The sequence below is a fragment of the Thauera mechernichensis genome, assembly GCF_029588855.1.
GTDB classification, from domain to species: domain Bacteria; phylum Pseudomonadota; class Gammaproteobacteria; order Burkholderiales; family Rhodocyclaceae; genus Thauera; species Thauera mechernichensis.
This window is the reverse complement of the sequence record NZ_JARQZE010000008.1, coordinates 85146-109643: the sequence shown is the minus strand read 5'-3', so window position 1 is coordinate 109643 and position 24498 is coordinate 85146. Positions and strand designations below refer to the sequence as shown.

Below are 24498 nucleotides of genomic sequence, written 5' to 3'. Positions count from 1 at the left end.
GCGCGCATCGAGCCGATGGTGGCCGAGTCGCCGCTTACCGGTTTCCGCACCCTGCTGTACAAGGAAACGCTGCGCTTCTGGAAAGTCAGCTTCCAGACCGTGGCCGCACCGGTGCTCAATGCGCTGCTGTTCCTGCTCATCTTCTCGCATGTGCTCGACCGCCATGTGACCGTGTATGGCGACGTCGCCTACACCAGCTTCCTGGTGCCCGGGCTGGTGATGATGTCGGTGCTGCAGAACGCCTTCGCCAACAGCTCGTCGTCGCTGATCCAGAGCAAGATCACCGGCAACATCATCTTCGTACTGCTGCCGCCGCTGTCCTATCGCGAGTTCTTTGCCGCTTACGTGATCGCCTCCATCCTGCGCGGGCTGATGGTCGGCGCCGGGGTCTTGCTGGTGGCAACGCCCTTCGTCGAACTGCCGATGGCTCACCCTTTGTGGGTGCTCGGCTTTGCCGTGCTGGGTGGCGCGATCCTCGGATCGTTCGGCGTGATCGCCGGCATCTGGGCCGACAAGTTCGACCAGCTCGCCGCATTCCAGAACTTCCTGATCATGCCGCTGACGATGCTGTCGGGCGTGTTCTACTCCATTCATTCGCTGCCGCAGTTCTGGCAGGACGTGTCGCATTTCAACCCGTTCTTCTTCATGATCGACGGGTTCCGCTATGGGTTTTTCGGTCAATCGGACACTTCGCCCTGGCTTTCGCTCGGCGTGGTGAGCACCTGTTTCGTCGTACTTGCGGCGCTCACCCTGGCGATGCTGGCCAGGGGATACAAGCTGCGTTCGTAAAGGATTCAAGACATGTTTGAAGCAAGCGAAGTCAAGCGCCTGATCGAGCAGGGGTTGCCCTGCGAGTTGGTCGTCATCGAGGGTGAGGATGGCGTGCATTTCCGCGGCATCGTGGTGAGCGCGGCCTTCGAGGGCAAGCCCAAGGTGCGCCAGCACCAGGCCGTCTATGCAACCCTGGGCCGATTGATGGGCAACGAGATCCACGCCCTGCAACTGCAGACCTTCACGCCCGCGCAGTGGGAAGAGGGTCGCGGCGAACTGGGGATGTGATCGCTTCATGGACAAGCTGTTGATCGAAGGCGGCGCCCGCCTGTCGGGCGAGATCGCTGTTTCCGGCGCCAAGAACGCCGCGCTGCCCATCTTGTGCACCGCGCTGCTGACTGCGGAGCCAGTGACCTATACCAATGTGCCGCAGCTCAAGGATATCGGCACCTTGCTCGCACTGCTTGCGCAGATGGGGGTGAAGGTCGAGCGCGCGGGTGACACCGTCACGCTCGACGCCTCGGGGCTCGACAACCCGGTTGCGCCTTATGACATGGTCAAGACCATGCGCGCATCCATCCTCGTGCTGGGGCCCCTGGTGGCACGCTGCGGCGAGGCGCGGGTGTCGCTGCCGGGTGGTTGTGCGATCGGCGCCCGTCCGGTTGACCAGCATATCAAGGGCCTGCAGGCGATGGGTGCCGAGGTCCGGGTCGAGCATGGGTATGTGCATGCGACCGTGCCGCGCCTCAAGGGCGCGCGTCTGTTCACCGACATGGTGACGGTGACCGGGACGGAGAACCTCATGATGGCGGCCGTGCTCGCCGATGGCGTCACCGTCATCGAGAATGCCGCGCGCGAACCCGAGGTTCTCGACCTGGCCAACTGCCTGGTGGCGATGGGTGCGCAGATCTCCGGCGCGGGCAGCGACGTCATCCGCATTCGCGGCGTCGAGCGCCTGCATGGTGCGACCCACCGCATCATGCCCGACCGTATCGAGACCGGCACCTATCTGTGCGCGGCCGCGGCCACCGGTGGTTCGGTGCGGCTCACCGGTACCTCGTCGTGCTACCTCGACGCGGTCATCGACAAGCTCATGGATGCCGGCTGCGAGGTTGTGTCCGAGCGTGACGCGATCCGCCTGTCGGCGCCGTCAAGGCTCAACGCGGTGAGTCTGCGTACTGCACCCTATCCGGCCTTTCCGACCGACATGCAGGCGCAGTTCATGGCCATCAACTGCGTGGCCAATGGTGTGGCGATGATCCGCGAGACCATCTTCGAGAACCGCTTCATGCATGCGGTCGAGTTGCAGCGCCTGGGGGCCGATATCCGTATCGACGGCAATACCGCGGTGGTGCAAGGGGTGGCGAAGCTCGAGGGGGCGACGGTGATGGCGACCGACCTGCGTGCCTCGGCCTCGTTGGTCGTGGCCGGCCTGGTGGCGGAAGGCGAAACCACGATCGAGCGCATCTACCATCTCGACCGCGGCTACGAGCGCCTTGAGGAGAAGCTCGCTGCGCTAGGGGCGAAGGTCAGGCGCTTGGGCTGATCCGCGCGCCAAGGCAGCTCTGCTTGCGCGCCCTTGGACCTGGATCAATGGTCTGTGGGCGCTGCGGTCGAAGCTCGCACGGTCACAGTTCGCACGCGGTCAAAGTTCGTATTCGCCGTTCGCCTCGGGCTGCCACGTAACCTCGAGTACCTTGAGGTGCAGCGCCTTGCCGTCGGGTGTGATCCAGTCGATCGACTGCCCGGCGGACAGACCGAGGAGTGCGCTGCCCGCGGGCGAGAAGATCGATACGCGCTGTGCCTCGGCGTTGGCGTCCTTGGGGTAGGCGAGCGTCAGCTCGTACTCACGGCCCGTGCCTTCCTCGCGGAAACGGGCGCGGCTGTTCATGGTGATGACGTCGGCCGGCATGTCCTGCGGTTCGCGCACGTCGGCACGCTCGAGCTCCGCGCGCAGGCCGTCCAGGTCGCTGCGGCTGCGGAAGGCGGGGAGGGTAAGCAGGCCCTCGAGGCGTTCGAGGTCGTTGCTGGAGACGATGATCGACGGTTTCATGGTACGGGCTTCCTGCAAGCGGGGTTCGCCGGCCATACGGCTGTAATGGAGGCGAAGCAAAAGAAAAGGCCGAACCGCCACTTGCGGTTCAGCCAGTCGAGACGGAGGTTAACAGATGCGGCGCCGGGTTACAATGCGCACTCGACCAGACCAAGGCTTTTCACGTGTCCAGCATCACGCTCGCCCTGTCCAAGGGGCGCATCTTCGAAGAAACCCTGCCGCTGCTCGCTGCAGCCGGCATCGTACCAACCGACAATCCGGAGTCTTCGCGCAAGCTCATCATCGGTACCAACCGGCCCGACGTGCGCCTGGTCATCGTGCGCGCGACCGACACGCCGACCTACGTCCAGTATGGTGCTGCCGACCTCGGTATCGCGGGCAAGGACGTGCTCATCGAGCATGGCGGTGCAGGACTCTACCAGCCGCTGGATCTCAATATCGCCAAGTGCCGCCTGTGCGTTGCGGTACAAAAGGGCTTCGACTATGCGGCGGCCACGCGTCCAGGCGGGCGCATCCGCGTTGCCACCAAGTACATCAATGCCGCCAAGGCGCACTTTGCCGGCAAGGGCATGCATGTTGACCTGATCAAGCTCTACGGTTCGATGGAGCTTGCGCCCCTGGTCGGGCTGGCCGATGCCATCGTCGATCTGGTGTCGACTGGCGGCACGCTGCGTGCCAACAATCTGGAAGAGGTCGAGGACATCATGCCGATCAGTTCGCGCCTGATCGTCAATCAGGCCTCGCTGAAACTCAAGCGCGATCTGCTGCAGCCGGTACTCGAAGCGTTTTCCGGCGCGATCAAACCGTAAGGACTGTTTCATGAGCCAGACGCCCATCCGCCGCCTCGATGCGCGCGAGCCCGAATTCCTGTCCACGCTCGATGCCCTGCTCGCTTTCGAGTCCGAGGCCGACGAGCGCATCGATGCCGCGGTGACCGAGATCCTGCGCGCGGTGCGCGCTACCGGCGACGCTGCGGTGGTCGAGTACACCCGACGCTTCGATGGCCTGGATGTGCATTCGATGGGGGCGCTGGAGTTGCCGCGGACGGAGTTGCATGCGGCCCTGGACAGTCTGTCGTCCGCGCAGCGCGAGGCGCTCACCATCGCCGCCGATCGCGTGCGCATCTACCACGAGCGCCAGAAGGGCGAATCCTGGGAGTTTGCCGAAGCCGATGGCACTCGCCTGGGACAGAAGGTGACACCGCTCGATCGCGTCGGTCTTTATGTGCCGGGTGGGCGTGCGTCCTACCCGAGCTCGGTGCTGATGAACGCGATCCCGGCCAAGGTGGCTGGCGTCGGCGAGCTGATCATGGTGGTGCCCACGCCGCGTGGCGAGAAGAACCCGCTGGTGCTGGCTGCTGCGGCCATTACCGGCGTGGATCGTGTCTTCACCATCGGCGGCGCGCAGGCTGTGGCGGCGTTGGCCTATGGCACGCAGACCATCCCGCAGGTGGACAAGATCGTCGGTCCGGGAAACGCCTATGTGGCCGAGGCCAAGCGTCGGGTGTTCGGTACCGTCGGCATCGACATGGTCGCAGGGCCCTCGGAAGTGCTGATCATCTCGGATGGTTCGGGGCATGCGGACTGGGTGGCGATGGATCTCTTCGCCCAGGCTGAACATGATGAGCTTGCGCAGTCCATCTTGCTGTGCACCGATGTGGCCTTCATTGACGCGGTGCATGAAGCGATCGATCGGCTGCTGCCGACCATGCCGCGCCGCGATACGATTGCCAAGTCGCTGGCCAATCGTGGAGCACTCATTCACGTTGATAGCCTGGAGCAGGCCTGCGCCATCGCCAACCGGATCGCACCCGAGCATCTCGAGCTGTCGATGGATAACGCCGAGGTCTGGATCGACCGCATCCGTCATGCTGGCGCGATTTTCGTCGGCCATTGGGCGGTTGAGGCGCTGGGTGACTACTGCGCCGGCCCCAATCATGTGCTGCCGACCATGCGGAGTGCGCGCTTCTCGTCGCCGCTCGGCACCTACGACTTCCAGAAGCGCACCAGCATCGTGAATATCTCGCAGGCCGGGGCGCAGCACCTGGGCAAGGTCGCGTCCATTCTTGCTCATGGCGAAGGCCTGCAGGCGCATGCGCGCTCGGCGGAGATGCGGCTGAAGGTTTGACCCCGGCGGCGGCGCCAGGCCGCCGGCCAGGTTCAGGGCCGCTTCAGCGGCCGAGAATGTCCCTCAGCGCGTCGACCAGAATGCCGCACTGTTCGTCCGTGCCGATCGTGATGCGCATGAACTGATCGATGCGCGCAGCCTTGAAGTGGCGCACGATGATTGCGCGCTTGCGCAGCTCCGCGGTCAGCTCGGCGCCGTCGCGACCGGGATGGCGGGCGAAGATGAAGTTCGCCGCTGATGGCAGCACCTCGAAGCCCAGTGCCTGCATGCTGGCCACCAGCTTCTCGCGGGTTGCGATCACCTTGGCGCAACTGTCCTGGAAGTGAGCCTCGTCCGCTACCGATGCCACTGCGCCCGCCGTCGCCAGGCGGTCGAGCGGGTAGGAGTTGAAACTGTCCTTGACCCGCTCCAGGCCCTCGATCAGGTCGACATGGCCTACGGCGTAGCCGACGCGCAGCCCTGCCAGAGAACGGCTCTTGGAGAAAGTGTGGGTGACGAGCAGGTTGGGGTGGCGGTCGATCAGCGTGATCGCGCTCTCGCCGCCGAAGTCCACATAGGCTTCGTCCACGACCACCACGACGTCCGGGTTGCCGGCGACGATGCGCTCGACGTCGACGAGTGCGAGCGGCATGCCGGTGGGTGCATTGGGGTTGGGGAATATGATTGCCCCCGGACGCTCGTCGCCCTGGGGCAGGTAGTCCTCGACTCGGATCGAGAAATCGTCAGCAAGCGGGATGGTGCGTTGTGCGATGCCATACAGCCCGCAATACACCGGATAGAAGCTGTAGGTGATATCCGGGAACCACAGCGCGCGCTCGTGCTTGAGCAGCGCCATGAAGGCGTGTGCCAGCACTTCGTCCGAGCCGTTGCCGACGAAGATCTGTTGCGGCTGCACGCCATGACGACGGGCGAGTGCCGACTTGAGCGCATCGCTGTTGGGGTCGGGGTAGAGGCGCAGGCCGTCGCTGGTCGCCGCGCGGATCGCCTCCAGCGCCCTGGGCGAGGGGCCGTAGGGATGCTCATTGGTGTTGAGCTTGACCAGGTTGTCGAGCTTGGGCTGTTCGCCCGGAACGTAGGGGGTCAGGCCGTGGACGACGGCGCTCCAGAAGCGGCTCATGCGGATTGGGCTCGGTGCAGGCGGCAAGCCTGTTGGATCTGCGGGCGGATTGGGCTGCGTCTGGCTGCGTCTGCCATAGCCAGGCGCCATCACGGCGATGGATTGTGCGTTGCAGCCAAGTTGTCGGGCGATGTTATCATGCTCCGAACCTTACATTCTCCAGCCTCCAGTCAGTCATGCGGCAAGCCGAAGTCACTCGCAATACACTCGAAACGAAGATCACCGTGCGCATCGACCTCGATGGCAGCGGCAAGGGTAAGCTCGACACCGGCGTGCCCTTCTTCGATCACATGCTCGACCAGATCGTGCGCCATGGCCTGATCGATCTCGACATCCATTGCGAAGGCGATACCCATATCGACGACCACCACACCGTCGAGGATGTCGGTATCACGCTCGGCCAGGCCTTTGCCAAGGCGCTGGGTGACAAGAAGGGGTTGCGTCGTTACGGGCACGCCTACGTGCCGTTGGATGAGGCCTTGTCGCGCGTGGTGGTGGATTTCTCCGGGCGCCCGGGGCTGCACTACTTCGTCGAGTACACCCGTGCCCGCATCGGCAACTTCGATGTGGATCTGGCGCGCGAGTTCTTCCAGGGCTTCGTCAATCATGCCGGGGTCACGGTGCACATCGACAACCTGCGTGGCGACAACGCCCACCATCAGTGCGAGACCGTGTTCAAGGCCTTTGCGCGTGCCCTGCGCATGGCAGCCGAGCACGACGAGCGTGCCGCCGGCACCATTCCCTCGACCAAGGGCGCGCTCTGAGTCGCTTTCGCATCGCTTCGCGGCCCACGGCAGCGGCCGCCCACCCGTTCAACTGCGAGTCAAACCGATGACCACCGTGGCCATCCTCGATTACGGCATGGGTAATCTGCGCTCCGTCGCCAAGGCGATCGAGCATGTGGCGCCCGGCCATGAAGTCTTCGTTACGTCCGATCCCGCGCGCGTCGCTGCTGCAGAGCGCGTCGTCTTTCCCGGTCAGGGAGCCATGCCCGATTGCATGCGTGAATTGGATGCCCGCGGTTTGCGTCCCGCGGTGATGCAGGCTGCTGCCAGCAAGCCCTTCCTGGGGATCTGCATCGGCCAGCAGATGTTGTTCGATCACAGCGCGGAAGGCGACGTCCCCGGGCTCGGCATTCTGCGCGGCGAGGTCGTCCGCTTTCCCGATGCGGCCATGCAGGGGGCGGACGGCTTGCGCCTGAAGGTTCCGCACATGGGCTGGAACGAGGTCTGGCAGCGCCAGCCGCACCCGATGTGGGACGGCATTCCCGATGGTGAGCGCTTCTATTTCGTGCACAGCTATTTCGTTGCGCCGGCCGATGACGACATCGTTGCTGCCCAGACCGATTACGGCCTTCGCTTTACCAGTGCGGTAGCGCGGGCTAATATCTTCGCCGCCCAGTTCCACCCGGAAAAGAGCGCCGCAGCGGGCTTGCGCCTGCTCGCCAATTTCATCCGCTGGCAGCCCTGAGCGCCGGATCCGACCCACTTTCAGTCACACTATATCTCCCGGTATGCTGCTCATTCCCGCCATCGACCTCAAGGACGGTCACTGCGTGCGCCTGAAGCAAGGCGAAATGGACGACGCCACGGTCTTCTCCGAAGATCCGGGCGCCATGGCGCGCCACTGGCTCGACGCCGGTGCCCGTCGTCTGCACCTGGTGGACCTCAACGGCGCCTTTGCCGGCAAGCCCAAGAACGGCGCTGCGATTCGTGCGATCACCGACGTGGTCGGCGAAGACATTCCCGTGCAGCTCGGGGGTGGGATTCGTGATCTCGATACCATCGAGCACTACCTCGACAACGGCATCAGCTACGTCATCATCGGCACTGCCGCGGTCAAGAATCCCGGCTTCCTGCACGACGCCTGCAGTGCCTTCCCAGGGCACATCATCGTCGGTCTGGATGCCAAGGACGGCAAGGTGGCGGTCGACGGCTGGTCCAAGCTCACGGGGCACGACGTCGTCGATCTGGCGAAGAAGTTCGAGGACTACGGTGTCGAGTCGGTGATCTACACCGACATCGGCCGCGACGGCATGCTGTCGGGCGTCAATATCGAGGCCACCGTGCGGCTGGCACGTGCGCTGCGCATACCGGTCATCGCCAGCGGCGGCATCACCGACATGCGCGACATCGATGCGCTGTGTGCGGTCGAGGAGGAAGGCATCCTCGGCGCCATTACCGGGCGGGCGATCTACGAAGGCACGCTCGACTTCGCTGCCGCCCAGGCGCGTGCAGACGAGCTCAACGGTGTGACCGAATGATTCTTCCGAGCGAGCGCAGCTGATGTTGGCCAAGCGCATCATTCCCTGCCTGGACGTGAAGTCCGGGCGTGTGGTCAAGGGCGTAAATTTCGTTGAGCTGCGCGATGCAGGCGACCCTGTCGAGATCGCCCGCCGCTACGACGAGCAGGGCGCGGACGAGATCACCTTCCTCGACATCACGGCCAGCTCCGACGATCGCGACATCATTCTCCACGTCGTCGAGCAGGTCGCAGAGCAGGTGTTCATTCCGCTCACCGTCGGCGGCGGTGTACGTGTGGTCGAGGACGTGCGTCGCTTGCTCAATGCCGGTGCCGACAAGGTGAGCATGAACACTGCGGCCGTCAACAACCCCCAGCTCGTGCACGACGCTTCGAGCAAGGTGGGCAGCCAGTGCATCGTGGTCGCAATCGACGCCAAGCAGACGGCGCCGGGCAGATGGGAAGTGTTCACCCATGGCGGGCGCAACAACACCGGGCTGGACGCCATCGAATGGGCGCGCAAGGTCGAGGCCCTGGGGGCGGGTGAGATCCTGCTCACCAGCATGGACCGCGATGGCACCAAGAGCGGCTTCGATCTGGCCTTGACACGGGCAGTGTCCGACGCGGTCCGCATTCCGGTGATCGCCAGCGGAGGCGTCGGCAGCCTCGAGCACCTTGCCGAGGGCGTTTCCGAGGGGCGTGCGGATGCGGTGCTGGCGGCGAGCATCTTCCATTTCGGACAGCACACCGTGCGCGAGGCCAAGGAATTGATGCGTGCGCGAGGTATCGAGGTGAGACTGTGAGTGAGCACACGCGCTGGTTGAACGAGGTGCAGTGGGATGAGCATGGCCTGGTGCCGGTGATCGCCCAGGAGGCCGCAACGGGCGACGTGCTGATGTTCGCCTGGATGAACCGCGAAGCGCTGCAGCGTACCGCGGAGACCGGCGAAGCCATCTACTGGTCACGTTCGCGCCGTAAGCTGTGGCACAAGGGGGAAGAGTCCGGGCATGTGCAGAAGGTGCTCGACATCCGCATCGATTGCGACAACGACGTCGTGTTGTTGAAGATCGAGCAGGTTGGCGGGATCGCTTGCCATACCGGCCGGCACAGCTGCTTCTTCCAGAAGTATTTCGCAGATGGCCGCTGGGAGGCTGTCGAACCGGTTTTGAAAGACCCGCAGGAGATCTACAAATGATCGATATCGAAGTGCTGCATCGTGTGTCCGACACCCTGGCCGCGCGCAAGAAGGCCGATCCTGACTCCTCCTACGTCTCCAGCCTGTATCAGAAAGGTACGGATGCGATCTGCAAGAAAGTTGCCGAGGAGGCTGCAGAGACCATCATGGCGGCCAAGGACAAGGACATGCTGCACCTTGTTTGGGAAGTGACCGACCTGTGGTTCCACTCCATGGTCCTGCTTGCCCACAACGGCCTGTCGGTGGACGACGTGCTCGCCGAGTTCCGTCGTCGCGAGGGCGTGTCCGGCATCGACGAGAAGAAGTCGCGGACGGCTTGAGGGGGCGCGATGAGCGAGTGCATCTTCTGCCGTATCGTCCGCGGCGAGATTCCGTCGAAGAAGGTGTATGAAGACGAGCACGTCTACGCCTTTCACGACATCAATCCGGTTGCTCCCGTGCATGTTCTGGTCGTCCCGAAGCAGCATGTCGACTCCATGGCCCACCTGACGGCGGAACATGAGGCGGCAATGGGGCGTCTGATGGTTGCGGCCGGGCAGATTGCCCGTGATCAAGGATGCACCGACGGCTTCCGGACCATCATCAACACCGGAAGGGTTGGTTTGCAGGAGGTGTATCATCTGCACCTTCATATTCTGGGCGGCGCGGATCCCCTGCCGCCCATGTTGACGCGTTAAGGAGAGCGGTATGGGTTCTTTCAGCATCTGGCACTGGCTGATCGTGCTGGTCATCGTCCTGCTGGTGTTCGGCACCAAGAAGCTGCGCAACATCGGCTCTGATCTCGGTGGGGCAGTCAAGGGCTTCAAGGACGGCATGAAGGAAGGCGATGCCGACGCAGCTTCGCAGCAGAAGATTGCTGGCGATGGCAGGACGATCGAAGGCGAAGCGCGGGAGAAGGTCGACAAGACCCAGTCCTGAGCTTCGCGACTCGAAGCAGGAGGGGCGCCCTGACGGGAGCGCCCCTTCGTTTTACTGCGGTGCGCATCCGGTGCGCCGCGTATCGAGCGGGCGGACATGTTCGATTTCGGTTTTACTGAACTCATGGTGATCGGCGTCGTGCTGCTGGTCGTGGTCGGGCCTGAGCGCCTGCCCAAGGTGGCGCGCACGGCGGGTCATGTGCTCGGACGGGTGCAGCGCTACGTGTCGGACGTGAAATCCGACATACAGCGCGAAATGCAGCTCGAGGAGCTCAAGAAGCTGCAGGAGCAGGTCAAGCAGCAGGCGCAGGAGCTCGAGTCCTCGGTGCGCTCCGGGGTCGCGGGTGTCGAGTCCGAGGTCGGGCGTACCGCGGAGGAGTTGCGCACGATGCTGCCCGACGGCAATCCGGTGGCGCCTGCGGACAGCGCGACAGCGCCGCCGTCGGTGGCCGGCGGTGACACGTCGCCTGTCGCGGGTGCAGAGGCCGGACCGCAACTCGAGCTTGGCCTGGATGCCGCAGCGCGTGAGTCAGCCAACGCAGACAAGACAAAGGCATGAGCGCACAACAGGAAACTTTCATCGCCCACCTCATCGAGCTGCGCGACCGGCTGATCCGCGCGCTGCTTGCGGTGATCGTCGTCTTCGTTTGCCTGATGCCCTGGGCGGGAGACATCTACGACATCCTCGCGCGACCGATGATGAATACCCTCCCTGAGGGGACCAACATGATCGCCACCGGCGTGGTCACGCCGTTCTTCGTGCCGGTGAAAGTGACGATGATGGTCGCTTTCGTGTTTGCACTGCCATGGGTGCTCTATCAGGCGTGGGCCTTCATCGCCCCGGGCCTGTATGCGCATGAAAAGCGCATGGCGCTGCCTCTGGTGCTGGGTAGCACGCTGCTGTTTCTCATCGGCATGGCGTTCTGCTACTTCTTCGTGTTCGGCATGGTGTTCAAGTTCATCGCCGAGTTTGCGCCGAAGAGCATCGTGCCCGCGCCGGACATCGAACAGTACCTGTCCTTCGTGATGTCGATGTTCCTCGCTTTCGGCATCACCTTTGAGGTGCCGGTGGCGGTGATCCTGATGGTGAAGGCCGGCATTGTGGACGTCGCCAAGCTCAAGGAGGCCCGCCCCTATGTCATCGTGGGCGCGTTCGTGATCGCAGCGATCGTCACGCCGCCCGATGTGATTTCGCAGTTCATGCTGGCAGTGCCGATGTGCCTGCTCTACGAACTCGGGATCATCCTCGCCGGCTGGATGAGCAAGTCTTCGCCGCAGGCCGCAGCCGCAGCGGATTACGTGCCGCCGTCGATTACGGGCGGGGACGGCGAGGTGGGCCGAATCGAGGCCAAAGACGGCGAGCGCGACAAGGGTTGATCCCAGGCTGCACACCCCACCCAGCCAGGATGCTGAAAGTCCTCAGCGACTGGGCTGTGGTGTCGGCCGGCGGCCGATCTCCACGCCAAGCTCGATCTCCTGGCCGCCTCTGCGGATGCGGAACGTGGCCTCACGTCCCGGCGGCAGTGCGGCAACCATGTCGAGCATGGTCTTCGGATCGCGCACTGCGGCACCGTCCAGCTCGATCAGCACGTCACCCGGGCGTATGCCTGCGCGCTCGGCCGGGCTGCCCCGCAGTACACCGGCAATCAGCGTGCCACGCGCGTCCGCAAAGCCGAAGGATTCGGCCAGCTCGGGGGTAAGGTCCTGGATTTCCACGCCGACCCAGCCGCGGATGACCTCCCCCGTGGAAACAATCTGCGTCAATACGTTGCGTGCGATCGATACCGGGATGGCGAAGCCGATGCCGAGCGAGCCTCCCGAACGCGAGTATATGGCCGTGTTGATGCCGACCAGGTGGCCGGCGCTGTCGACCAGTGCGCCGCCCGAGTTGCCCGGGTTGATGGCCGCGTCGGTCTGGATGTAGTTCTCGAAGGTGTTGATGCCGAGCTGGCTGCGGCCGAGCGCCGAGACGATGCCCATGGTTACGGTCTGGCCGACGCCGAAGGGGTTGCCAATCGCCAGTACGACGTCACCCACGCTGAGGCTGTCGCTGGCCGACAGGGTGATGGCGGGTAGCTGCCCGCCGGTGTCGACGCGCAACACGGCGAGGTCGGTTTCGGGGTCACGGCCGATCAACTGGGCCGGATACTTGCGGCCATCGTTGAGCGCGACCTCGATCGCATCGGCGGTTTCGATAACGTGGTTGTTGGTCAGCACGTAGCCGTCAGGGCTGACGATCACCCCCGAGCCAAGGCCTGACTCGCGCTGGTTTGGGCTGTTGCCCGGGCGCTCGCCGAAGAAATGACGGAACAGGGGGTCGTCGAACAGGGGATGGCGTTGGCTGCGCCCGGCCTTGCTGGTGAAGATGTGGACCACCGCAGGCATCGATTGCTGTGCGGCCTGGGCATACGAGCCGGTCGCTGGTGTGCGCTCGCCTGTGCTCGGTGCCTCGAGGATCGCGATCACGGAAGCAGGCGTCGCGCCGCGCAGCCATTCGGGCTTGAGCGTGTTGAGGACGAACAGGACCGCGACGCTGATGGTCACGGCCTGGGCGAAAATGAGCCACAAGCGGCGCATAATTGAGACTCTTGGAACGACGGCCTCCAGGAGGCCGGGACGGTTGTGATGGGGGCGCTGACCAGCCCCTTCCACCAAAGGAGATTGCATGCAACTGTCGGAGCTCAGGGATTACCTCGATACCCTGCTCGATGCGCCGCGGCTGAAGGATTATTGCCCAAACGGTCTGCAAGTGGAAGGACGCGCCGAGGTCGCACGCGTGCTGTGCGGCGTCACCGCCAGCCAGGCGCTGCTGGACCACGCGGTGGCGGGTGGATATGACGCGGTGTTCGTCCATCATGGATACTTCTGGAAGGGCGAGGACGGCCGGATCTGCGGGATCCGCCGTCAGCGCCTGCGTACCCTGCTGGCAAACGATGTCAGCCTCTTTGCCTATCACCTGCCGCTTGATGTTCATCCGGAGCTGGGCAACAACGCCCAGTTGGCGCAGGTCATGGGGTGGCAGGCCGAAGGTCGGTTTGCCGACCAGGATCTGGGGTGGATCGGCCGTGTCGCGCCCCCCCAGGGGGCGGTCGGTGCATCTGTGCTGGCGCGCGAGATCGCGCACAGGCTGGGGCGTTTGCCGCTGCTGGTGGGGGATGGCGAGCGTGTCGTGCGCCGTGTCGCCTGGTGCACCGGAGGGGCGCAAGGCTATTTCGAGCAGGCGATCCTCGCGGGGGCAGATGTTTTTGTATCCGGCGAGATTTCCGAGCAGACCGTGCATCTTGCGCGCGAGTCGGGCGTGCCCTACATCGCCGCAGGACACCATGCCACCGAGCGTTATGGTGCGCGTGCGATTGCCGCGCACCTGAGCGCCCTGCCGGGGCTGACGGCGGATTTTGTCGATCTCGACAATCCCGTCTGAGCGCTCAGTCCGTGGCGCTCGGCGTCGCAAGTGTCATTCGGCTGAGGGAGGAGGCGGGCGGAACGGGCCGAGTTCGTCTTCGAGGATCGCCGACAGCAGCAGGATCTCGTCGATGACCGGGAACGGGAAGCCGTTACGGCTGCCATCCCGGTTGTCGCGCAGCAGCACCTCGAGGAACTGCTGGCATTCAGGCGTGCGCCATGACTTCTCGAGCTTGGTGGCGATGTGCGGGTAATCTTCTAGGCTCGCTTCAACGGCGCGCAAGGCGTCGTAGTTCTGCCAATACACCGTATTGACGTTGAAGGTGCGGTGCAGCTCGTTCGCGATCGCGTCGAACTCGGCGCGCAGACCGGCCGCGCGATAGACCTCGAGCAGCTTGAGCCAGGGCGTGATGGCCTGCTTCGGGTTGCCGCGGATGAACTCGGCCAGGGTTTCGGCAGCGCCGTGAAGGCGGCCGAAGCTCATCATGATGTCGGCGAGTTCGACGGCCGACTTGTGCTCGTCGTTCAGGTCCAGGTTGGAGTCCACTTTCGTGCCGATCGACTGTTCGACGACTGCGTGCGGGTTCCAATCGACCAGGCTCATGGGGCCTTCTGGTACGGACGGGGCCACCGTTGGCGGTGGGCTGTCCGCGGTTCTGGCCTGCAGGCGCGCGAGTGCGGCGTCGGCCGCGGGCGCCTGGGTGTGGATGGCTGTATGCGGCGAGCCGACGGTCGACGCGGGCGTGCGTCGGCGGCGCAGCAGGATCAGGGTCAGCAGCAGGGCCGCGAGCGCGAGTCCGCCGATGAGGTAACGGTCTTGGTTCGGGTCGGCAACGGGCGCCAAGGGGGGTGAAGGCGGCGCTGCAGGGGCAGTGGCCGCTACGGCCGGCGTCGCGGCCACTGCCGGCGGTGCCACCAGCGGCGCCGGGGGCTGTGGTGCCGCCACGGGAGCGGTGTCGAGCGCGCGGATGCGTGCCTCCAGCCGCGCCTGCAGCTCTTCAAGCTCCTTGATCCGCGCCAGCAACTCCATCTCGACGATGATGCTGCGGTCGATCGCCGCGGCCAGTTCGCGCTCGCGCGCCTGCACGTCGAGAGGGAGTGCGGTCCCGCCCGGGGCGGTCTCGCGCTGAGCCCCGGGGGACACCGCCTTGTCGACTTCGACGCGATCCTGCGCCACGCGTGCAGCACTGCTCGCGGCGGCGGGCCGAGGTGCGCGGGCTGCTGCTGCCTTGGGGGGGCTGGAGGGGGCGGAGCCCGAGAGTCGGCGAAGGTCCGGAACCAGGACAGCCGTCCCTGTCGGCAGGGGGCGTCGTCGCGAGGCGTCGTCGGGGAACAGGTCGGGGTTTGCGCCCGCAGTAGCGCGGATGAAACGGCTGCGCGCTCCGGTGTCGTCCGGATAGAGTGCGTGGGCAAGTGACTCGAGCGACTCTCCAGGCGCCGTGTTCCAGGTGCGCACGTTGGCGGGCGCGACGGCTGCGGGCCGGGCCGGGCGGGCTGTCTGCACGGAGGGCGGGGGCGCCGCGGGCGTGATCTGTGCAGGGCTGATCGCGCTGGAAGGATACGGCAGGAGCAGGGTGTACTCGCGGCGCAGGCGCGCTTCGCACACGTTCTCGATTACCAGGGTGACGATGGGGTCGTTGACGGGGCGGTTGCGCGTCACGACCAGTCGTGCGCTTGCGCCCGTGCCTGCGACTGCGGTCCGTGCCCCGGTCAACTGCGGCAACTCGGATGAGGCCCCCGTCGCTGCAGCGACCTGAAAACAGCCTGCGGCATCGCGCCCTTGGCCGCTGAGCGGGATCTCCACCCTGAAGGGTTCCCCGATTGCGGAGAGTGCCTGGGGTTCGCCGAGGACAAAGGCATGTGCTGGTGCAATGCCGGTCAGGGCGAGGGCGATGACGAGAGCGAGAGTCGTACGTTGGGTCTTCATGTTCCGCGCATCCGGCGGGAGATCGATTCCGGGGTTGTAACAGACTCTTGGTATGTGTTCCAGCGTCGCCGTCACGCAGGGTATGAAGAAATGTGCCAAGGCGTGATGTTTTGGGGGGTCGCGCGCTTGATTCGACCGCTGCGAGGTCGCCCGCGGCCTGGCTCCGGGTGTGCGGCGAAATGGTTTAAGATGCAGCAATCCATACGCTAGCGTACGCTGAGGACCGCAATGCCCCTTAATGCCCCCGCGGTGCCGCGCAGGCGCCTTCACACCCGGCGCATCGAAGTCGAAGGCTTCTTGCGAGACGACGGCCTGTACGAACTCGAGGCCTCGCTGACCGACGTCAAGGATGTCGATTACCCGATTGCGTCCGGTCTGCGCCCGGCTGGCGAGCCGGTGCATCTGATGCGTGTGCGCATCACCATCGACCACAACTTCGACATCGTCGATGCCGAGGCCTGTTCGGACGGCGTGCCCTACCCGGGGATGTGCGACACGATCGGGCCTGTCTATCGCGGCTTGATCGGCCTGAACCTGGTGCGCGGCTTTCGTCGCACGGTGGGCGAGATGTTCGCCGACGTGCGCGGCTGTACTCATCTGACCGAAATGCTTCTGTCCTTGCCGACCGCGGCAATCCAGACCTTTGCAACCTTCCGGCGCGACAACGAGGATGACGGTGTGAAGCCCTTCCAGCTCGATCGTTGTCATGCGCTCGAGACCTCGGCGGCAGCGGTCCGCGCATACTATCCCAGGTGGTACCGTGCGCAGCCCGGCAAGGAGCGGGCAGGGGGCTGAGCGGCCGTACGCCGGCCGGCCCTGTGCACTGCGCAAAACTGGTTATAATTATGGAGTCTTGCGGGCGTGGCGCGTGTGTTGCGTGCGTGCCGCGGGTCGGGTCGGGGGGTCCCGATTCTTGGCGGCGGGCGACGGTCGAGGGAGACGGCGCCGGTCGTGGAGCGCGCGCTCCGAAGCATGCCATCAACCTGTTTGCGGCGGGTCGGCCGTCGCGACTTAGAACGAAGGGCAACCATGAAGATTCATGAGTATCAGGCAAAAGAAGTACTGAGAAAGTACGGTGTCGTCACGCCGCGAGGCATCCATTGCACCAGCGTCGATGACGCGGTCAAGGCAGCACAGGAACTCGGCGGCAAGATCTGGGTGGTCAAGGCCCAGATCCACGCTGGCGGTCGCGGCAAGGGCGGTGGTGTCAAGGTCGCCAAGTCGCTGGACGAAGTGCGCCAGTACGCGTCCCAGATCCTCGGCATGCAACTGATCACCCACCAGACCGGCCCCGAAGGCCAGAAGGTGCGCAACCTCCTCATCGAGGAAGGCGCCGACATCCAGCACGAATACTACGTCGCTGCCCTGACTGACCGTGCCACGCAGAAGGTCGCCATCATGGCCTCGTCCGAAGGCGGCATGGACATCGAGGAAGTCGCTCACAACACGCCCGAGAAGATCATCAAGGTCTTCGTCGATCCGCTGGTCGGCCTCACCGACGAGCAGGCGCTGCTGCTGGTCAAGGGCATCGGCATGCCGGACGCTTCGGCTGCCCAGGCCGTGGATGCGCTCAAGAAGCTCTACACCTGCTACATGGAAACCGACGCCTCGCTGGCCGAGATCAACCCGCTGATCCACGAGGGTGACGGTACGGTGAAGGCGCTCGACGCCAAGTTCAACTTCGACTCCAACGCGCTCTATCGTCACCCCGAGATCGTCGCCTACCGCGACCTCGACGAAGAGGATGCCGACGAGATCGAAGCCTCCAAGTTCGACCTGGCCTACATCAGCCTCGATGGCAACATCGGCTGCCTGGTCAACGGTGCCGGCCTGGCCATGGCCACCATGGACACCATCAAGCTGTTCGGCGCAGAGCCGGCCAACTTCCTGGACGTCGGCGGCGGCGCGACCACCGAGAAGGTCACCGAAGCCTTCAAGATCATGCTCAAGAACCCCAAGGTCAAGGGCATCCTGGTCAACATCTTCGGTGGCATCATGCGCTGCGACACCATTGCCACCGGCGTGGTCGCTGCAGCCAAGGAAGTTCATCTCTCCGTCCCGCTCGTGGTGCGCATGAAGGGCACCAACGAAGACCTCGGCAAGAAGATCCTCGCCGAGTCGGGTCTGCCGATCATCACCGCCGACACGATGGCGGAAGCTGCGACCAAGATCGTCGCTGCGGTCAAGTAAGGAGAGCTTCGAATGTCCATCCTGATCAACAAAGACACCAAGGTCATCACTCAGGGCATCACTGGCAAGACCGGTCAGTTCCACACCGAGAAGTGCCAGGAGTACGCCAACGGCAAGAACTGCTTCGTTGCCGGCGTTAACCCGAAGAAGGCCGGCGAGAAGATCTTCGACATCCCCATCTACGCCTCGGTGAAGGAAGCCGCTGCCGAGACCGGTGCCACCGTGTCGGTCATCTACGTGCCGCCCGCGGGTGCTGCCGACGCCATCTGGGAAGCCTGCGAGGCTGACCTCGACCTGGCGATCTGCATCACCGAAGGCATCCCGGTCCGCGACATGCTGGTCGTGCGCAACAAGATGAAGCAGAAGGTCGCCGCCGGCGGCAAGGAAACCCTGCTGCTCGGCCCCAACTGCCCCGGCCTGATCACGCCCGACGAGATCAAGATCGGCATCATGCCCGGCCACATCCACCGCAAGGGCCGCATCGGCGTCGTGTCGCGTTCCGGCACGCTGACCTATGAAGCCGTTGCCCAGCTCACCGAAATTGGCCTGGGCCAGTCCTCGGCGGTCGGCATCGGCGGCGACCCGATCAACGGTCTCAAGCACATCGACGTGATGCGCATGTTCAACGACGATCCTGATACCGACGCGGTCATCATGATCGGCGAGATCGGTGGCCCGGACGAGGCGGAAGCCGCGCTGTGGTGCAAGGAAAACATGAAGAAGCCGATCGTCGGCTTCATCGCTGGCGTCACCGCCCCGGCTGGCAAGCGCATGGGCCACGCCGGTGCGCTGATCTCCGGCGGCGCTGACACCGCAGACGCCAAGCTCGCCATCATGGAAGAGTGCGGCTTCAAGGTCACGCGCAACCCGTCCGAGATGGCCAAGCTGCTCAAGGCCATGCTCTGATCCATTGCAGGGTCCCTGCACGAAGGCGCCGGCTGGTCCGGCGCCTTTTTTGTTAACCCGCCTTGGGACAGCGTTAGAATGAGCAGGTTGATCACGCGCCGGCACAAGGCCGCGCGGGTGTCGTCGAAGCAATCATTGAACGGGTAGGTGCATGCCGAAACTGGTCCTCAGCATGGATGGTCTGGTGCTCAAGGAGATGACGCTCAACAAGGAGCGCACCACCATCGGGCGCAAGCCCGACAACGACATCCAGATCGACAACCTGGCCATCAGCGGTCATCACGCGGTGATCACCTGCATCACCGGCGATGCCTTTCTCGAGGACCAGAACAGCACCAACGGTACTTACCTCAATGGTCAGCCAGTCAAGAAGAACGTGCTGCGCGCCAACGACGTCATCGAGCTAGGCAAGTACAGGATCAAGTTCATCGCCGACGATGCCAAGCCGGGCACATCGCAGTCGGAGATGGTCGATACCGCGGCGCTCAAGGCCTTCGAGATGCCGGGCGTGAGCACCGATGTGACGGCCGCGCCAGCCGGACCTGCGCCGACGGAAACCCAGGTTGTGGCTGCCGCTGCGCGGCAGCAGCCAGGCACGCCCCAAGCCGCCGCGACCGATCTCGTCGGCGTGATTCAGGTGCTCAGTGGTGCGAATGCCGGCCGCGAACTGGAACTGACCAAGTCGATGACCACACTCGGCAAGCCAGGTCGCCAGGTCGCCGTCATCACCCGTCGGCCGCATGGCTATTTCATCACCCATGTCGAGGGTGCGAGTTTTCCGCTCGTCAATGGCAAGGCGATCGATGCGCAGGCGCGCCATCTCGATGATCATGACATCATCGAACTGGCCGGGGTGAAGATGGAGTTCTTCCTGCGCACCTGAGTCGGTCTACTGACGTGATTTTATTCCGCGCGCAGGGGCCGTGCGCGGTGTTACGTTTTGCAGTCATGAGGAATCGACTTGCAGCGCGCGGAGGCGGCCGGCGATTCGGGTGGATGGGGTGATGAAGCTCAGAGTACTCGGCTGCAGTGGTGGAATCGGGGGGTCGCAGTCGCGGACCACCTCCTTCCTTGTCGACGATGACATCCTCGTCGATTGTGGCACGGGCGTGGGCGATCTGCCGCTCGAGGTCCTGTCCCGTATCGACCACGTCTTCCTGACGCATGCCCATCTGGATCACATCGCGGCCTTGCCGCTGCTCATTGATTCGGTCGGTGAGCTGCGCAGCAAGCCACTGCTGGTGCACGCGACACCAGAGACGATCCGGATCCTGCATTCTCATATCTTCAACTGGCTCGTCTGGCCGGACTTCTCGGCCATCCCGGACCAACACCAACCCTTCATGCGTTTCCAGCCCATGATGGTGGGTGAGCATGTCGACCTCAGGGGACGTCGGATCACTGCGCTGCCAGCGCGGCATACGGTACCGGCGGTCGCCTTCTGCCTCGACAGCGGTAGCGGGCAGCTGGTGTTTTCCGGCGATACCGCCTACTGTCCCGAGTTGATCGACGCGATCAACGCCCAGCCGCAGCTCCGCCACTTGATCCTGGAGACGGCGTTTGCCGACGAGCAGCACGGGCTTGCGCTGGCGTCGCGCCACCTGTGCCCGAGCATGTCGCTGACTGTGCTTGCGGAACTGAACGTCGCACCGGTCGTTCATATCAGCCATTTGAAGCCTGGCGGCAGTTCGCGCATCATGGAAGAATTGCGCGCTGGCCTTCCAGTACTGGCGCTTCGCCGCCTCGAGCAGGGCGACGTGCTGGAGTTCTAGCTTCTTGCTGCCCGTCTTCGTCGTGCGGGCGTGCAGTCGCCGACCAATCGCTGAATGAGCTGAGCACCATGAGTGAATCCTCTGCTGCAACGACGCAGGGCCGTGCCGTGTCCGGCCGTCTCTCCTTTTTCAAGGGCCTGCAGGCGCTGACCAACCGCATCCATGCCAGCAAGGATGTCGAGGAGATCATGCTCGAGCTGGCGCCGCAGTTGTGCGAGCTGTTCGAGGCCGAGCGCTTCACCATCTACGCGGTGGAGGAGGGTGGGGGCTCGATCGTGACCCGGGTCAAGACCGGGTTGAGCGGGGTGCAGAGCATCCGCTTGCCGATCGGGGAGAACAGCATCGCGGGCTACGTCGCGCTGAGCGGCGAGCTCGTCAACGTGCGCGATGTGTACGACGACTCCGAGCTGCGTGCGATTTCGCCCGGGCTGAAGTTGCGGCGCGAAGTCGACGCAAGCACTGGTTTTCACTCGCGGCAGATGTTGGTGGCGCCGATACGTGATCCCGACACAGGCAGCCTCCTTGGCGTGGTGCAGTTGATCAACACGCGAAACGGCCAGCCTTTTTCCAAGGTGGCCGAGGAGGGCGTGCTCGGACTGGCGCAGACGCTCGGCGTCGCGTTTCTCAGGCATACGCGCCAGCCCGCACGCTTGCGTTCGCGCTTCGATGCGCTGGTTGCCGACGGCCGCATCACCGCCGAGGAGTTCGCCGATGCGACGCGCGAGGGGCGGGCGAGCGGCACGTCGGTGGAGACCTTGCTCGTCGAGCAGTTCGGCCTGTCCTACGCCGAGCTCGGTGCCGCTGCGGCGCGCTTCTTCGGCGTGCCCTACCAGCCCTTCGTGGCCAATCATGTCAAGCCGATGGACCTGCTGCGCAACATCAAGCGCGAGTACGTCGAGCAGATGCTGTGGTTGCCTTACGAGGAGAGCAACGAGGGCGTGGTGGTGCTGTGCGTCGACCCCGAGCAGGTGCGCAGTTCCGGGGTGGCGCAGAACGTGTTGCTCAAGAAGCGCCTGAGTTTCCGGGTGACGACGACGCATGACTTCGAGCGTACGGTCGAGCAGTATTTCGGGGCCACCCTCGATGACGCCTCGGTCACCGACCTGCTGTCCGACCTCGGGGAACACGATGACGATGGTCCGTCGCTCAAGGACGATGTCACGGCAGCGGCCGACAATGAACTGGTCAAGCTGGTCAACAAGATCATCATAGACGCATACCGGCAGGGCGCCTCGGACATCCATGTCGAGCCTCGCCCGGGGCGCGAGAAGACCCTGGTCCGTTTCCGCAAGGACGGCTCGCTGGTGCCCTACATCGAGGTTCCGGCCAGCTATCGCAACCCCTTGATCACCCGCATCAAGATCATGTGCGACCTGGACATCGCCGAGCGCCGCCGCCCGCAGGACGGCAAGATCAAGTTCCGCAAGTTCGCGCCGCTCGATATCGAGCTGCGGGTCGCCACCCTGCCCACCCAGGGCGGCATGGAGGACGTGGTGATGCGCCTGCTGGCGAGCAACGAGCCCATTCCGCTCGATCAGCTTGGCCTGCTACCGTTCAATCTCGAGCGCCTCAAGGCTGCGATCGCCAAGCCCTATGGCATCTTCTTCGTGTGCGGCCCCACCGGCTCGGGCAAGACCACCACGCTGCATTCGATCCTGCGCCACATCAACACGCCGGACACCAAGATCTGGACGGTCGAGGATCCGGTGGAGATCACCCAGAAGGGACTGCGCCAGGTGCAGGTCAACCGCAAGGCAGGGATCGACTTCGCGACCATGATGCGCGCCTTCCTGCGCGCCGATCCCGATGTGATCATGGTCGGCGAGATGCGCGATCACGAGACGGTATCGGTCGGTATCGAAGCCTCGCTCACCGGCCACCTGGTGTTCTCCACCCTGCATACGAACAGTGCGCCCGAGTCGGTGGTGCGTCTGCTCGACATGGGCATGGATCCGTTCAATTTCTCCGATGCGCTCCTTGGCGTGCTCGCCCAGCGCCTGGCAAAGCGCCTTTGTGGCAAATGCCGTGAGCGCTACGAGCCGGATGCGGCGGAGATCGGGCATCTGCTCGACGAGTACTGCGAGGACATGCACCTGACGCCCGCGTTCAGCGCAGACCCGGAACGCGCTCGTGAGCAGGTCCTCGAGCGCTGGCGGGCGGAGTTCGCGGACAAGGAGGGGCGCTTCACGTTCTACCGGGCGGTTGGCTGCGAGCATTGCACCGAGGGCTATAAAGGGCGCGTTGGTCTGCATGAGCTGATGCTTGGCTCGGATGCGATCAAGCGCCTGATCCAGGAGCGTGGTCGCGTCGAGCAGGTGCTTGGTCAGGCGCTTGCCGAGGGCATGCGCACGCTGCGCCAGGATGGCATCGAGAAAATCCTGGCCGGCATCACCGACATTCGCCAGGTGCGCAAGGTCTGCGTGCGCTGACGCGCGGCGGGCGCCGGGGGCAGCGAGGCGGGTAGAATCGGGGCTGCCCTCAGCCCTCCCGGAGTTCGCCATGTACCGTATCGCCCCCAGCCTGCTGTCCGCCGACTTTGCCCGCCTCGGCGAAGAGGTCCGCAACGTCATCGCCGCTGGCGCCGACTGGATTCACTTCGACGTGATGGACAACCACTACGTCCCCAATCTCACCATCGGACCGCTGGTGTGCGAGGCCATCCGCCCGCATACAACGGCGCCGATCGACGTTCACCTGATGGTGAAACCGGTCGATCGCATCATCCCCGACTTCGCCAAGGCCGGCGCCAATGTCATCACCTTCCATCCCGAGGCCTCCGAACACATCGACCGCAGCCTGGGCCTGATCCGCGATGCCGGCTGTCAGGCCGGGCTGGTGTTCAACCCGGCCACGCCGCTTCACCACATGGACCACGTCATGGACAAGCTCGATGTGGTGCTGCTGATGAGCGTCAACCCAGGCTTCGGCGGGCAGAAGTTCATCCCTGAGACGCTCGTCAAGCTGCGTGCAGCGCGTGAGAAGATCGACGCCTACGCGGCGCGCAGCGGGCGGCGCATCCTGCTCGAGATCGATGGCGGGGTGAAGGCCGACAACATTGCCGAGATCGCCCGTGCCGGCGCCGACACCTTCGTTGCCGGATCGGCCGTGTTCGGTGCCGGCAAGGACAGTGACCCGCATCGCTACGACTCGATCATCGGTGCGCTGCGCAGCGAGCTCGCGGGGGTGGCGGCATGAGCGCGCGGCCGCGCTTTGCCGCCCGCGCAGTGCTCTTCGATCTCGACGGCACCCTGCTAGACACCATTACCGATCTCGCGGATGCCGCCAACCTCACCCTCGCCGAGCTCGGGCGCCCGTTGCGCAGCCAGGACGAGATCCACAGCTTCGTCGGCAAGGGCATCCCGAACCTGGTGCGGCGCTGCATGACCGAGGGCACGCAGGCCAGCGATGCCGAGATCGACGTCGCCATCGGCGTGTTTCGCCGCCACTACGCGGTGGTCAATGGTGCGCGGACGCGCATCTACCCGGGTATAACGGATACCCTCGATGCGATGCGTGCACTTGGACTCAAGCTGGCAGTGGTCACCAACAAGGCCGAGGCCTTCTCCCTGCCGCTGCTCGAGCGCATGGGTATCGCGCACCATTTCGACACCGTCATCAGTGGCGACACGCTTGACGTGAAGAAGCCGGACCCCGCGGTGGTCAGGCTGGCCTGCGAGCGGCTCGGTGTTGCAACGGCCGATGCACTGATGATCGGCGACTCGGCCAACGATGCGCTTGCCGCACAGGCTGCGGGCATGCCGGTGCTGCTGGTGACCTATGGCTATAGCGAGGGCGTGCCGGTGGACACCATCGAATGCGATGGGCTACTATCGATCGCCACCGAGGCGCTGCAGTACATCGCTACGGCATGAATACAGGG

General features: G+C 64.5%; 28 protein-coding genes. 24 read left to right on the top strand and 4 right to left on the bottom strand.

Annotation, left to right across the window (positions count from 1 at the left end):
• Positions 1 to 15 precede the first annotated feature (15 nt).
• The 3 genes from P7F68_RS12595 to murA are packed head-to-tail and all read left to right on the top strand — an operon-like array spanning position 16 to position 2317.
• A complete protein-coding gene (locus tag P7F68_RS12595; protein WP_198291802.1) occupies positions 16 to 789 on the top strand; it encodes an ABC transporter permease in 774 nt (257 codons plus the stop codon).
• Positions 790 to 801: 12 nt separating this feature from the next.
• Positions 802 to 1059 carry a BolA family protein gene (locus P7F68_RS12590; RefSeq protein WP_002928523.1) on the top strand — a complete coding sequence of 86 codons (258 nt, stop codon included), beginning with the start codon at positions 802 to 804 and terminating at the stop codon, positions 1057 to 1059.
• A 7-nt stretch (positions 1060 to 1066) separates the two neighbouring features.
• Positions 1067 to 2317: a UDP-N-acetylglucosamine 1-carboxyvinyltransferase gene (gene murA / locus P7F68_RS12585; protein ID WP_002928528.1), complete on the top strand. Its 1251-nt coding sequence runs from the start codon at positions 1067 to 1069 to the stop codon at positions 2315 to 2317.
• A gap of 99 nt (positions 2318 to 2416) precedes the next feature.
• On the opposite strand, the gene rnk is transcribed toward murA, so the two are convergent.
• Positions 2417 to 2824 (bottom strand): nucleoside diphosphate kinase regulator, encoded by a 408-nt coding sequence (rnk, locus tag P7F68_RS12580; RefSeq protein ID WP_002928531.1) that lies wholly within the window; start codon positions 2822 to 2824, stop codon positions 2417 to 2419.
• Positions 2825 to 2988: 164 nt separating this feature from the next.
• Here rnk and hisG point away from each other — a divergent pair, with 164 nt between their 5' ends.
• Both hisG and hisD read left to right on the top strand, forming a co-directional pair.
• Complete coding sequence (gene hisG, locus P7F68_RS12575) at positions 2989 to 3633, top strand: ATP phosphoribosyltransferase (protein ID WP_002940767.1); 645 nt, start codon at positions 2989 to 2991, stop codon at positions 3631 to 3633.
• Between the two features lie 10 nt (positions 3634 to 3643).
• Positions 3644 to 4951: a histidinol dehydrogenase gene (gene hisD, locus P7F68_RS12570; protein WP_277833581.1), complete on the top strand. Its 1308-nt coding sequence runs from the start codon at positions 3644 to 3646 to the stop codon at positions 4949 to 4951.
• A gap of 43 nt (positions 4952 to 4994) precedes the next feature.
• On the opposite strand, the gene hisC is transcribed toward hisD, so the two are convergent.
• Entirely contained in the window at positions 4995 to 6068 is a 1074-nt protein-coding gene (gene hisC / locus P7F68_RS12565; protein WP_277833579.1) for a histidinol-phosphate transaminase, read from the bottom strand.
• A gap of 176 nt (positions 6069 to 6244) precedes the next feature.
• Here hisC and hisB point away from each other — a divergent pair, with 176 nt between their 5' ends.
• The 10 genes from hisB to tatC all read left to right on the top strand — a co-directional run bounded on the left by hisB (position 6245) and on the right by tatC (position 11798).
• A complete protein-coding gene (hisB, locus tag P7F68_RS12560) occupies positions 6245 to 6832 on the top strand; it encodes an imidazoleglycerol-phosphate dehydratase HisB (RefSeq protein ID WP_002928543.1) in 588 nt (195 codons plus the stop codon).
• Between the two features lie 67 nt (positions 6833 to 6899).
• A complete protein-coding gene (gene hisH / locus P7F68_RS12555; RefSeq protein ID WP_277833576.1) occupies positions 6900 to 7538 on the top strand; it encodes an imidazole glycerol phosphate synthase subunit HisH in 639 nt (212 codons plus the stop codon).
• 43 nt (positions 7539 to 7581) lie between these two features.
• Complete coding sequence (hisA, locus tag P7F68_RS12550) at positions 7582 to 8331, top strand: 1-(5-phosphoribosyl)-5-[(5-phosphoribosylamino)methylideneamino]imidazole-4-carboxamide isomerase (RefSeq protein WP_002928550.1); 750 nt, start codon at positions 7582 to 7584, stop codon at positions 8329 to 8331.
• Positions 8332 to 8353: 22 nt separating this feature from the next.
• On the top strand, positions 8354 to 9112 hold the full coding sequence (gene hisF, locus P7F68_RS12545; RefSeq protein WP_002928554.1) for an imidazole glycerol phosphate synthase subunit HisF: 759 nt from the start codon (positions 8354 to 8356) through the stop codon (positions 9110 to 9112).
• On the top strand, positions 9109 to 9504 hold the full coding sequence (hisI, locus tag P7F68_RS12540; protein ID WP_002928556.1) for a phosphoribosyl-AMP cyclohydrolase: 396 nt from the start codon (positions 9109 to 9111) through the stop codon (positions 9502 to 9504). Before hisF ends, hisI begins: the two co-directional genes overlap by 4 nt.
• Positions 9501 to 9824 (top strand): phosphoribosyl-ATP diphosphatase, encoded by a 324-nt coding sequence (locus tag P7F68_RS12535; protein ID WP_002928557.1) that lies wholly within the window; start codon positions 9501 to 9503, stop codon positions 9822 to 9824. The genes hisI and P7F68_RS12535 overlap by 4 nt, the downstream gene beginning before the upstream one ends.
• 9 nt (positions 9825 to 9833) lie before the next feature.
• Positions 9834 to 10181: a histidine triad nucleotide-binding protein gene (locus P7F68_RS12530; protein WP_277833572.1), complete on the top strand. Its 348-nt coding sequence runs from the start codon at positions 9834 to 9836 to the stop codon at positions 10179 to 10181.
• A 10-nt stretch (positions 10182 to 10191) separates the two neighbouring features.
• Positions 10192 to 10422: a Sec-independent protein translocase subunit TatA gene (gene tatA / locus P7F68_RS12525; protein WP_002928559.1), complete on the top strand. Its 231-nt coding sequence runs from the start codon at positions 10192 to 10194 to the stop codon at positions 10420 to 10422.
• Between the two features lie 96 nt (positions 10423 to 10518).
• On the top strand, positions 10519 to 10980 hold the full coding sequence (tatB, locus tag P7F68_RS12520) for a Sec-independent protein translocase protein TatB (protein WP_002928560.1): 462 nt from the start codon (positions 10519 to 10521) through the stop codon (positions 10978 to 10980).
• Positions 10977 to 11798, top strand: a complete 822-nt coding sequence (gene tatC / locus P7F68_RS12515) for a twin-arginine translocase subunit TatC (protein WP_277833568.1) — start codon at positions 10977 to 10979, stop codon at positions 11796 to 11798. Before tatB ends, tatC begins: the two co-directional genes overlap by 4 nt.
• Before the next feature lie 42 nt (positions 11799 to 11840).
• Here tatC and P7F68_RS12510 read toward each other — a convergent pair whose 3' ends face one another.
• Positions 11841 to 12998, bottom strand: a complete 1158-nt coding sequence (locus P7F68_RS12510; protein WP_002928564.1) for a Do family serine endopeptidase — start codon at positions 12996 to 12998, stop codon at positions 11841 to 11843.
• Positions 12999 to 13086: 88 nt separating this feature from the next.
• Between P7F68_RS12510 and P7F68_RS12505 the strand changes: the two genes are divergently transcribed.
• On the top strand, positions 13087 to 13842 hold the full coding sequence (locus P7F68_RS12505) for a Nif3-like dinuclear metal center hexameric protein (RefSeq protein ID WP_277833563.1): 756 nt from the start codon (positions 13087 to 13089) through the stop codon (positions 13840 to 13842).
• A 33-nt stretch (positions 13843 to 13875) separates the two neighbouring features.
• Here the strand turns inward: P7F68_RS12505 and P7F68_RS12500 are convergent, their stop codons facing one another.
• Entirely contained in the window at positions 13876 to 15750 is a 1875-nt protein-coding gene (locus P7F68_RS12500) for a type IV pilus assembly protein FimV (RefSeq protein WP_277833560.1), read from the bottom strand.
• A gap of 228 nt (positions 15751 to 15978) precedes the next feature.
• Here P7F68_RS12500 and P7F68_RS12495 point away from each other — a divergent pair, with 228 nt between their 5' ends.
• The 8 genes from P7F68_RS12495 (at position 15979) to P7F68_RS12460 (ending at position 24490) form a co-directional block, all read left to right on the top strand.
• Positions 15979 to 16545 (top strand): DUF2889 domain-containing protein, encoded by a 567-nt coding sequence (locus P7F68_RS12495; protein ID WP_277833557.1) that lies wholly within the window; start codon positions 15979 to 15981, stop codon positions 16543 to 16545.
• Between the two features lie 234 nt (positions 16546 to 16779).
• Entirely contained in the window at positions 16780 to 17940 is a 1161-nt protein-coding gene (gene sucC, locus P7F68_RS12490; protein WP_277833555.1) for an ADP-forming succinate--CoA ligase subunit beta, read from the top strand.
• A gap of 12 nt (positions 17941 to 17952) precedes the next feature.
• Positions 17953 to 18846 (top strand): succinate--CoA ligase subunit alpha, encoded by an 894-nt coding sequence (gene sucD / locus P7F68_RS12485; RefSeq protein WP_002928570.1) that lies wholly within the window; start codon positions 17953 to 17955, stop codon positions 18844 to 18846.
• Positions 18847 to 18997: 151 nt separating this feature from the next.
• Positions 18998 to 19729, top strand: coding sequence for an FHA domain-containing protein (locus tag P7F68_RS12480; RefSeq protein WP_002928571.1), 732 nt, complete (start codon positions 18998 to 19000; stop codon positions 19727 to 19729).
• 121 nt (positions 19730 to 19850) lie between these two features.
• A complete protein-coding gene (locus tag P7F68_RS12475; RefSeq protein ID WP_277833552.1) occupies positions 19851 to 20618 on the top strand; it encodes an MBL fold metallo-hydrolase in 768 nt (255 codons plus the stop codon).
• Positions 20619 to 20686: 68 nt separating this feature from the next.
• Positions 20687 to 23047, top strand: coding sequence for a GspE/PulE family protein (locus P7F68_RS12470; RefSeq protein ID WP_277833544.1), 2361 nt, complete (start codon positions 20687 to 20689; stop codon positions 23045 to 23047).
• A gap of 70 nt (positions 23048 to 23117) precedes the next feature.
• The gene (rpe, locus tag P7F68_RS12465) at positions 23118 to 23813 is read left to right on the top strand and encodes a ribulose-phosphate 3-epimerase (RefSeq protein ID WP_270069283.1); all 696 of its coding nucleotides are present in this window, start codon (positions 23118 to 23120) and stop codon (positions 23811 to 23813) included.
• Positions 23810 to 24490: a phosphoglycolate phosphatase gene (locus tag P7F68_RS12460; RefSeq protein WP_002928588.1), complete on the top strand. Its 681-nt coding sequence runs from the start codon at positions 23810 to 23812 to the stop codon at positions 24488 to 24490. The genes rpe and P7F68_RS12460 overlap by 4 nt, the downstream gene beginning before the upstream one ends.
• The last annotated feature ends 8 nt before the right edge of the window (positions 24491 to 24498 follow it).

Excerpts from the sequence above, each read along its gene's own strand:
- P7F68_RS12595 (WP_198291802.1), top strand. The coding sequence starts at position 16 with ATGGTGGCCGAGTCGCCGCTTACCGGTTTCCGCACCCTGCTGTACAAG.
- P7F68_RS12590 (WP_002928523.1), top strand. The coding sequence starts at position 802 with ATGTTTGAAGCAAGCGAAGTCAAGCGCCTGATCGAGCAGGGGTTGCCC.
- murA (WP_002928528.1), top strand. The coding sequence starts at position 1,067 with ATGGACAAGCTGTTGATCGAAGGCGGCGCCCGCCTGTCGGGCGAGATC.
- rnk (WP_002928531.1), bottom strand. The coding sequence starts at position 2,824 with ATGAAACCGTCGATCATCGTCTCCAGCAACGACCTCGAACGCCTCGAG.
- hisD (WP_277833581.1), top strand. The coding sequence starts at position 3,644 with ATGAGCCAGACGCCCATCCGCCGCCTCGATGCGCGCGAGCCCGAATTC.
- hisC (WP_277833579.1), bottom strand. The coding sequence starts at position 6,068 with ATGAGCCGCTTCTGGAGCGCCGTCGTCCACGGCCTGACCCCCTACGTT.
- hisB (WP_002928543.1), top strand. The coding sequence starts at position 6,245 with ATGCGGCAAGCCGAAGTCACTCGCAATACACTCGAAACGAAGATCACC.
- hisH (WP_277833576.1), top strand. The coding sequence starts at position 6,900 with ATGACCACCGTGGCCATCCTCGATTACGGCATGGGTAATCTGCGCTCC.
- hisA (WP_002928550.1), top strand. The coding sequence starts at position 7,582 with ATGCTGCTCATTCCCGCCATCGACCTCAAGGACGGTCACTGCGTGCGC.
- hisF (WP_002928554.1), top strand. The coding sequence starts at position 8,354 with ATGTTGGCCAAGCGCATCATTCCCTGCCTGGACGTGAAGTCCGGGCGT.
- P7F68_RS12535 (WP_002928557.1), top strand. The coding sequence starts at position 9,501 with ATGATCGATATCGAAGTGCTGCATCGTGTGTCCGACACCCTGGCCGCG.
- P7F68_RS12530 (WP_277833572.1), top strand. The coding sequence starts at position 9,834 with ATGAGCGAGTGCATCTTCTGCCGTATCGTCCGCGGCGAGATTCCGTCG.
- tatA (WP_002928559.1), top strand. The coding sequence starts at position 10,192 with ATGGGTTCTTTCAGCATCTGGCACTGGCTGATCGTGCTGGTCATCGTC.
- tatB (WP_002928560.1), top strand. The coding sequence starts at position 10,519 with ATGTTCGATTTCGGTTTTACTGAACTCATGGTGATCGGCGTCGTGCTG.
- tatC (WP_277833568.1), top strand. The coding sequence starts at position 10,977 with ATGAGCGCACAACAGGAAACTTTCATCGCCCACCTCATCGAGCTGCGC.
- P7F68_RS12510 (WP_002928564.1), bottom strand. The coding sequence starts at position 12,998 with ATGCGCCGCTTGTGGCTCATTTTCGCCCAGGCCGTGACCATCAGCGTC.
- P7F68_RS12505 (WP_277833563.1), top strand. The coding sequence starts at position 13,087 with ATGCAACTGTCGGAGCTCAGGGATTACCTCGATACCCTGCTCGATGCG.
- P7F68_RS12500 (WP_277833560.1), bottom strand. The coding sequence starts at position 15,750 with ATGAAGACCCAACGTACGACTCTCGCTCTCGTCATCGCCCTCGCCCTG.
- P7F68_RS12495 (WP_277833557.1), top strand. The coding sequence starts at position 15,979 with ATGCCCCTTAATGCCCCCGCGGTGCCGCGCAGGCGCCTTCACACCCGG.
- sucC (WP_277833555.1), top strand. The coding sequence starts at position 16,780 with ATGAAGATTCATGAGTATCAGGCAAAAGAAGTACTGAGAAAGTACGGT.
- sucD (WP_002928570.1), top strand. The coding sequence starts at position 17,953 with ATGTCCATCCTGATCAACAAAGACACCAAGGTCATCACTCAGGGCATC.
- P7F68_RS12480 (WP_002928571.1), top strand. The coding sequence starts at position 18,998 with ATGCCGAAACTGGTCCTCAGCATGGATGGTCTGGTGCTCAAGGAGATG.
- P7F68_RS12475 (WP_277833552.1), top strand. The coding sequence starts at position 19,851 with ATGAAGCTCAGAGTACTCGGCTGCAGTGGTGGAATCGGGGGGTCGCAG.
- P7F68_RS12470 (WP_277833544.1), top strand. The coding sequence starts at position 20,687 with ATGAGTGAATCCTCTGCTGCAACGACGCAGGGCCGTGCCGTGTCCGGC.
- rpe (WP_270069283.1), top strand. The coding sequence starts at position 23,118 with ATGTACCGTATCGCCCCCAGCCTGCTGTCCGCCGACTTTGCCCGCCTC.
- P7F68_RS12460 (WP_002928588.1), top strand. The coding sequence starts at position 23,810 with ATGAGCGCGCGGCCGCGCTTTGCCGCCCGCGCAGTGCTCTTCGATCTC.